11 protein-coding genes, 1 pseudogene and 1 riboswitch are annotated in these 7,307 nt (G+C 40.4%); of the genes and pseudogenes, 2 read left to right on the top strand and 10 right to left on the bottom strand.

Annotated features, from left to right (window positions below; all coding sequences use genetic code 11):
* A pseudogene (locus WB217_RS12330) lies at positions 1 to 147 on the bottom strand (glycine cleavage system aminomethyltransferase GcvT); the annotation flags it as partial.
* A gap of 208 nt (positions 148 to 355) precedes the next feature.
* A riboswitch (glycine riboswitch) is annotated at positions 356 to 444 on the bottom strand.
* Between the two features lie 167 nt (positions 445 to 611).
* Between WB217_RS12330 and WB217_RS12325 the strand changes: the two are divergent.
* Together WB217_RS12325 and WB217_RS12320 are read left to right on the top strand one after the other, a co-directional pair.
* The gene (locus WB217_RS12325) at positions 612 to 2,300 is read left to right on the top strand and encodes a DEAD/DEAH box helicase (RefSeq protein ID WP_423993515.1); all 1,689 of its coding nucleotides are present in this window, start codon (positions 612 to 614) and stop codon (positions 2,298 to 2,300) included.
* Entirely contained in the window at positions 2,278 to 3,072 is a 795-nt protein-coding gene (locus WB217_RS12320; RefSeq protein ID WP_423993514.1) for a YqhG family protein, read from the top strand. Before WB217_RS12325 ends, WB217_RS12320 begins: the two co-directional genes overlap by 23 nt.
* 75 nt (positions 3,073 to 3,147) lie before the next feature.
* On the opposite strand, the gene WB217_RS12315 is transcribed toward WB217_RS12320, so the two are convergent.
* The 9 genes from WB217_RS12315 to WB217_RS12275 form a co-directional block, all read right to left on the bottom strand.
* Positions 3,148 to 3,327, bottom strand: coding sequence for a YqzE family protein (locus tag WB217_RS12315; RefSeq protein WP_423993513.1), 180 nt, complete (start codon positions 3,325 to 3,327; stop codon positions 3,148 to 3,150).
* Positions 3,328 to 3,371: 44 nt separating this feature from the next.
* Positions 3,372 to 3,869: a shikimate kinase gene (locus WB217_RS12310; protein ID WP_423993512.1), complete on the bottom strand. Its 498-nt coding sequence runs from the start codon at positions 3,867 to 3,869 to the stop codon at positions 3,372 to 3,374.
* 15 nt (positions 3,870 to 3,884) lie between these two features.
* Entirely contained in the window at positions 3,885 to 4,208 is a 324-nt protein-coding gene (gene comGG, locus WB217_RS12305; RefSeq protein WP_423993511.1) for a competence type IV pilus minor pilin ComGG, read from the bottom strand.
* A gap of 47 nt (positions 4,209 to 4,255) precedes the next feature.
* The gene (gene comGF / locus WB217_RS12300) at positions 4,256 to 4,732 is read right to left on the bottom strand and encodes a competence type IV pilus minor pilin ComGF (protein ID WP_423993510.1); all 477 of its coding nucleotides are present in this window, start codon (positions 4,730 to 4,732) and stop codon (positions 4,256 to 4,258) included.
* Entirely contained in the window at positions 4,683 to 5,018 is a 336-nt protein-coding gene (locus WB217_RS12295) for a hypothetical protein (protein WP_423993509.1), read from the bottom strand. The genes comGF and WB217_RS12295 overlap by 50 nt, the downstream gene beginning before the upstream one ends.
* Complete coding sequence (gene comGD, locus WB217_RS12290; RefSeq protein ID WP_423993508.1) at positions 5,002 to 5,442, bottom strand: competence type IV pilus minor pilin ComGD; 441 nt, start codon at positions 5,440 to 5,442, stop codon at positions 5,002 to 5,004. The genes WB217_RS12295 and comGD overlap by 17 nt, the downstream gene beginning before the upstream one ends.
* Positions 5,443 to 5,445: 3 nt before the next feature.
* The gene (gene comGC / locus WB217_RS12285; protein ID WP_423993507.1) at positions 5,446 to 5,745 is read right to left on the bottom strand and encodes a competence type IV pilus major pilin ComGC; all 300 of its coding nucleotides are present in this window, start codon (positions 5,743 to 5,745) and stop codon (positions 5,446 to 5,448) included.
* Positions 5,746 to 5,770: 25 nt separating this feature from the next.
* Complete coding sequence (gene comGB, locus WB217_RS12280) at positions 5,771 to 6,802, bottom strand: competence type IV pilus assembly protein ComGB (protein WP_423993506.1); 1,032 nt, start codon at positions 6,800 to 6,802, stop codon at positions 5,771 to 5,773.
* On the bottom strand, positions 6,789 to 7,307 hold a 519-nt coding region (locus WB217_RS12275), incomplete at its 5' end, for an ATPase, T2SS/T4P/T4SS family (protein WP_423993505.1). The genes comGB and WB217_RS12275, both read right to left, overlap by 14 nt.

Genomic DNA, 7,307 nt, shown 5'->3' with positions numbered 1-7,307 from the left:
GAATAAGCCAGCTCTTGTCCTTACAGCTTCATGTTCTTCCTTGATGCTTGAAAACTGGACAGGTAAATCCCAGCCTCCAAAGTCAATCGTTTTTCCGCCATATTCCTTATACACATCAAAAAGCGGTGTTCTTCTCAATTCAGTCATTATGTATCCCCCTTCGTCCTGTGCCTGACAATTCAGCAGACAGCCATGCAGGTTCAATACCCAGCCGGAAAGATTCAGGGGGCAGACCAAAAAAGGACAGAGCACCCCCTCTGTATTTGAGAAGGTCTCTGTCCTTTCACCTGAAAGTTTACCTGTAAAGGCTTTCCCCTTTGGTGGCTTTCCATTATAAAAGCGCTCTCCAGAGATGCGTCAAACAAGAGTTCTTTTGCCTGAGAGATTCACAAAGATTGCTTGCTCCTTCGGCGCTACTGATGTAGTCTCTCCCCTTGTCGTCATTCGCATTTATATAATTTTCCAAATTGGGCATGCTAAACCTTATTACACATGTCTGCAAACTGATAAAACTATAAAGTGACAAATTTCAAAACATTCCAAAGCTAACTTCATCCTACCATTAGACAGCCGGGTTCGGCAATACATTATATTTAAAAAGAGGTGTGAAAATGACTGTTCAAATTAACTTCGATTCTTCCTGGCAGGACGAAATGGTTAATCGAATCGAGAACGATGGCCCATGGGGAAATTGGGAGCTTTTTAAGCTTGCCATAGAAATAGAAAAACATACCATTATTCCTGAATTCGAGGGATTGCAGGCCCCAGTACATTTACCTGAATTAACCCCATTGCCTCACCAGCTCGAAGTAGCCAGGCAGGTTGTCGAAAATATGAATGGAAAGGCGATTCTTGCCGATGAAGTAGGCCTGGGCAAAACAATTGAGGCTGGCCTGATTTTGAAAGAATATATGATTAGAGGGCTTGTTAAGAAGGTCTTGATTCTTGTTCCCGCCTCTCTCGTGTCGCAATGGGCTATGGAACTGAACACTAAATTCCACATTCCTGCAATTGCTCAGCGGAAAAGTTATGTGTGGGAACAATGCGATGTTGTTGTTTCTTCCATCGATACAGCAAAGCGGGTACCTCACTGCGATATCATCAATAATTTAAATTATGACCTCATCATCATAGATGAAGCTCATAAGTTAAAAAATAACAAAACAAAAAACTATGAATTTGTTCAAAACCTAAAGAAAAGATTTTGCCTGCTTTTGACTGCCACTCCAATCCAGAACAGGATTGAAGAAATTTTCAATCTCGTATCCTTGCTAAAGCCAGGTCATTTAGGCAGCGAAACTGCTTTTTTTGAAAAATATAAGAAAGACTCCAAGTCTGTAAATGATGACGAGCACCTCAGGGAACTGGTAAATAAAGTGATGATTCGCAACAGGCGCGCCGACACTGGAATAGAGTGGACAAAACGGCTTGTAGAAACAATTGCGATTGAATTTTCGAAGGAAGAACGTGCTTTGTATGATTCTATTCTAGGTTTGAGAGACTCAGAAGGCGGACTTGCTTCCAGCCAGTTCTCATTGATGACATTGCAGCGGGAAGCTTGCAGCAGCAGGGAAGCTGTTTTTTATACTTTGAAAAACATGCTCCAAAGGCAGGAAAACCCTTCAATCGCTTTCCAGCAAATCATTGCAGGACTTATCAAGAAAGTGGAAGCTGTAACCAAGAACTCTAAAGCTGCAAAAGCACTGGAATTGATTCAAAAAATAGATGATAAGGTTATCATATTTACCGAATACAGAGCGACACAGCTTTACCTTCAATGGTTCCTAAAGCAAAATGGCATCACATCCGTCCCATTTCGCGGAGGCTTCAAAAGAGGGAAGAAGGATTGGATGAGAGAGCTATTCCAGAAAAATGTCCAGGTTTTGATAGCCACTGAAGCAGGAGGAGAGGGGATCAACCTGCAATTCTGCAGCCACATCATCAATTTTGACCTTCCATGGAACCCAATGAGGCTTGAACAAAGAATAGGCAGGATTCATCGTCTTGGACAAGAGAAAGACGTGAAGATTTATAATTTCGCGACAAAGGATACTGTGGAAGAGCATGTCCTTAAGCTTTTATACGAAAAAATACATCTGTTTGAAAAAGTAATCGGAGAGCTCGATGATATTCTGACAAAATTGGAATTTGGCAATATTGAAGATCATTTGGTTGATATATTTGGCAGGTCTTCGTCAGAAGGCGAGATGCGGATCAAGATGGAAAACCTTACGTCCATGATTCAATTCGCAGAGGAAATGAAGGAGGGGAACCAACGTGCAGCAACAGGAAATCCATAATTTTCTTGATAGATACTTTACGGCCAATAATTGTGAAATGCTCGAAAACAATTCAGGTTATATGACTGTCCAGCTGACAATCGAGCTGGACAAGGAGTTGATGAACCGCCCTTTTTACTGGCATTATCTTGAGAAGACTGGCGGCGTTCCAAACCCAATGAAGCTTACCTTCATTACAAACAAGCAGCAAGCACCGGACAATGTAAAAGGCGAGGTCATCCACTTCGGATCCCCACGTTTGCATCAAATTTTCCAATCGACAAAGAATCTCGCAGGATTTATCCGGCTATATGAAAGTAACAGCTTAAATTATGGGGTGCAAACACCGTTAATTCCGTGGATTGGATTAAATATGAAAATATCCTACCAATGCGACAGGAAGCGGGATATATTTCAATCAATCGGTCTCCAGCTGATCAATGGGAGAATGGTCGAGGATTTCCATGACAAGCTGCTAAGACTGGCAATGAAGTCAAAAATTCCGGATTATGCCTATACTTTGTCTCCGCTGATTAAGCCCAAAAGTGGCTTGAACCGTATCCAAACTTTCTTAAACGGGAGGATCGAGCAAGAAGATCATTCATGGGCAGTGGAAGCCAGGAAACGGTGGAAAAAAGATTTAGATTTATTGCATCACTTCTATGAAGATAGTGAAGAAATATCAGAAAGCTTTGAAACTGAAAAAACTGCTTTACAGGAACAATATGAACCAAAAATAAATATTTCGATTATCAATGGCGGCTTGTTTTATTTGACTGAAAAAGCAATTTAACTGAATGCGCTAATTTGGACATTAAAGTTAGAAAAAGCAAAACCCGGACTGGTGCTTCAGCCGGGTTTTACTGGTTTATCTTTTCTTTTTTATTCTGGACATCAACAGAAAAGGCAGAATTCCAAACCACCTGTATAGAAAGGTTGCTTCTGCTTCTTTTTTTGCTTTTTTCATTTTTTTTCTTTCTTCTTTTGGCTGATCAATGTACTTCACAAAAGTCTGGGTAATATATTTTACATAATCATTTGTTTTCATGTTTACACCTGCCTTCTTTCGATTACAAGTATAACCATCTCTATTCAATTCATACTTACAATGATTTCCTTTACAATTTCTGAAATGGATTTTGAGGCCGTGTCGATTTCGATATGTGCTGTCTGGCGGTATATTGGCAGCCTGCTAATGTACAGTGATTGCGCTGCTTCTAGCTTCTTTTCTTGCAATAAAGGTCTTGAATTATCTCCTTCCAGCCGTTGAAGAATCTCTCCGATTTCCGCATATAAAAAAATAACTGTTCCGGTGCTTTTCATTTGTCGCCTATTCTCTTCAGCTACTACAATGCCTCCGCCGGTGGCTATCACTGCATCATGTTGTGGCATCCTTTTTAATACAGCTGATTCTATTTCACGGAATTCTGCTTCACCTTCGCTAGCGAAAATATCATTAATTGATTTTCCTGCAGCTTCCACAATTTCATGATCAGTGTCATAGTGAGAAACGGTTAATGCTTCTGCAAGCTTCCTGGATACTGATGTTTTGCCAGCACCCATGAAGCCAATCAAGTAAATGGCCTTCATCTTAAAAATCCCCTATCAATTCCTTTCTATCCATTTTACCATCCTCCCCAATTGCTTGTCATATCTGCCTGTGCCTATTGCTTTCTCTCCACTCTTCAGCTTCAATGTGAATGTTATTTCTTCCATTTTTTCCGAAAGTGATGTTCTATTAAATGTCACTGTACCATTCTTAAAGTCGATTGTGCCTGTTGCCGGTAAACGATCTGCAATCATCATCGATTCTGCTTGCTTTATTGAACATAGCATATAATATTCTTGCAGCCTAATAGCTTTTGTTTCTTTGGCAAATCGCTTCTCCGCCACATACTGTTCCGTGACCGTCAGCAAAAATAAAGACATAAGTATGAGAAATATCAATGTTAATGGGTATATGAAGCCTTTTTCATTTATGGCGAAACCTCTCCTACTTTGATATAATTTTGAAACTTTGCTGAATGCTGAACTCCATTAAGATCGGATGCGGTCATCCTGAATCCCTCTTCTATCCTTTCAAATCGAAAACTAGAAAGGTTTTGCATTAAGATTTCATGTCCTTGAAAATCCACTCTTCTCCGCATGCTAGTACCGTACTTTTCATAAAGAATGACCTTTCCATCAATTTTCATCATGATTTTCTCTGGGTTAACTGTCATTTCGTCAGCAGAGCGAACTTCCTTTTTGACCTGGCTTCTGAAGATTTCCCACTCCATCCTGCGTATACCGCTCTCAACCATTCCATCATCCAAGATTACTCTCATGCCGACAGGAAGCACAGAGGCAATCAACAAAAAAGTGAGCAATGATAGGAGCATTTCAAGGAAAGTGAAACCCCTGTCATTCAACGAAGGCACATTTCTCATTCTCTTTTTGATTCTCGCCAGCATAATAGACACATACCTCCCATGATGTACTGAGATTGTCCTTATGAACAGCTACATCGAATAATACTCCATCCCCTATAACACTTCCCCTGCCCGATTCCGCTCCGGTAATTTTTATATACATCAGCTCGTCAAATAACACATGAGTAGCCGTAACATCCTCTCGTTGCTGCTCAGTTTGGCTAATAACCATTAGGGCAAATGGGAGGATAATGGATGCAGCCATGACAAAAGCAGCCAGCGAAAGAACCATTTCCGCAAGAAAGTAACCCTCATTCTTCTGTAACATAGAATCTGCCCTTTCCAATCAAAATCATCAGCTTGTACGTCCTGTTACTAATTTTTATATAAAGTGATCCAAAACCATCGATATTCCCGTCTGGCATATACTGAAAATATAAACTCATTGACCCTTTCACTATCTTTATATCAGGCGAGTAATGCCTTTTTATTAAATATGCGTCACCATATTCATTGCTCCGAATATAGTAAAAATTATTTTCCGGCATGATATGAACGGCTATTTTCTCTTGATGGGAAATGGCATACTGTTGGGCATAAAGAAGGTCTGATTTCAATTGAGCAAAAAAGAGGTTCTTTTCGAGATTTGCATCCTGCGGAGTGAATAAGAAGATTGTGGTTGAGCTGAGCATGAAAAGTGCTGACAGAACGACCAGCATTTCCACCAATGTAAAACCTTTTGAATTATTCATATACTATTGTTTTGTAACTGCACCATCTGACGAAATCTGAAGCACAGATCCGTCCGGGCATTTACCTTCTGCACTTTTCAAATAGCCCCCTGTTTTTAGCTCGTCAAAGGTTGGGATTTTATTTTGATCGATTTTATAAGCCTGAACCTGTGCCTCTACTGTCTTCATATAGGCTTCACAGCCCTTCGTATTAATATTGGAACTATGTTTTGATATATTAGGGACTGTTATGATTAATAAAACAGATATCACTAGTAATACAATCATCATTTCAATCAAGGTAAATCCTTTTTGATTCTTCATTCGTTTTACTCCTTTTACAGATAATTTATATTCCTTGTAACAACTGGAACATCGGAAGCAAAATCGCAAGATACAATGATATAATCAGCAGTCCAATAAAGCTGTATAATACTGGCTGAATGATTCGCATCATTTTTTCGGTGTTTTCTTCAAGCTGATTAAGGCAATGCCTGCTGTAAAAATAAAGCTCTTGGTCCAGCTTTCCATTTTTCTGGCCATGGCGGACAATCCTCGACAATTCGTCTTCAAAAAACGGGTATGCAGCTAAGGCCGCATCCAAATCCTGTCCCCTCGAAAGCTTGTAAATAATCCCCTTTCCTATTTCCATTAAAAATGGTTCGTGTTGATTGTTCTCAAACACCTTCAGCGCATCCAAAACTGAAAGGCCCCCTGAAAATAAATAACTTAATTGAACGGAGAAAAAATGGGTATAAAAAAGCTTCAAAAGCTTGCCTGCCAGCGGTACACTCGTAAGCTTTACTTTTTGTTCAATAGGAGAGAGTTTTTTTAAAACCAATAAGTAATAACCAATGGTCAAAATTATTAGCCCGAACACGGAATAAAGAACAAATGGAAATATGGAGGCGGTTGAATAAATAACCTGCATAAATAAATTGGGGGTGAGATTCATATCGGTAAAAAGCGAAGTGAATTTTGGGAGCAAGAGCCGGTCTACAAAGAAAAATAGCACACCCGTCAGCATCACCAGAAAAAGCGGATAGGAACCTAACTTTTTCAGTCGCTGGAGATCACTCTCCCTTTTTAGCACCATTTCACTGCCTTCGGTTACAGCATGAGCCAGACCGCCATGCTGCTCTGCAAAATAAACATAGCTTACTAAATCCTTGTTAAACTTAAGCTGTTCAAGTATCAAATACAGTGGATACCCTTCACGTAATTGGCCAAGACTATTTTTTATGTCATTCATTCTTTTTTTCTCAAGATAAAATGATAATGACTCAATCGCTTCTGCTAATGGGTAGCCACGGGCCAATAATTCACCTGCCCTTTTCAGGAAACGGGCCTGTTCCTCAACTGGCCATTTATTCTCCGTCATTGAGCACCCACCTTTGGTATTCCGATTCCTTGATATAACCGAGCGCAATTCCTTTTGTGATGGCGTCTTTTAATGTTTTGTAGTGGTAAGAATGTGGTTCTCCTCTTGCTTCTTTTAGGACAGCTATAAGGTCCCTGCCTGAAAGAATTTCAAAAACATTTCCCCTTTTTCCGCTTCCAGAAGAAAAACAAAATGGCGAGCACCCCTCATCACAGTATCTGCATGTCAGCTCGACAAGTCTTTGGGCAGTCACAGCAATAAGCGTCTGTTCAATCTCCTGCCAGTTGATGCCAAATTCAATCAGCCTGTAAATCGCTCCTTTAGCATCCCTGGTATGCATCGTGGTCAATACTAGATGGCCAGTGAGCGCGGCACGGACTGCGGTTTCAGCAGTCTCTTTATCCCTGATTTCTCCAACCATGATAATATCCGGATCATGCCTCAATATCGCCTTCAAGCCTGCAGAGTAGGAAATGCCAGCCCGTTCGTTCACTTGGACCTGCAG

The sequence above is a fragment of the Mesobacillus sp. genome (assembly GCF_049588175.1).
GTDB lineage: Bacteria > Bacillota > Bacilli > Bacillales > Cytobacillaceae > Mesobacillus.
Note: the sequence above shows the minus strand (reverse complement) of the source record. Positions and strands in the feature narration are given on the sequence as shown.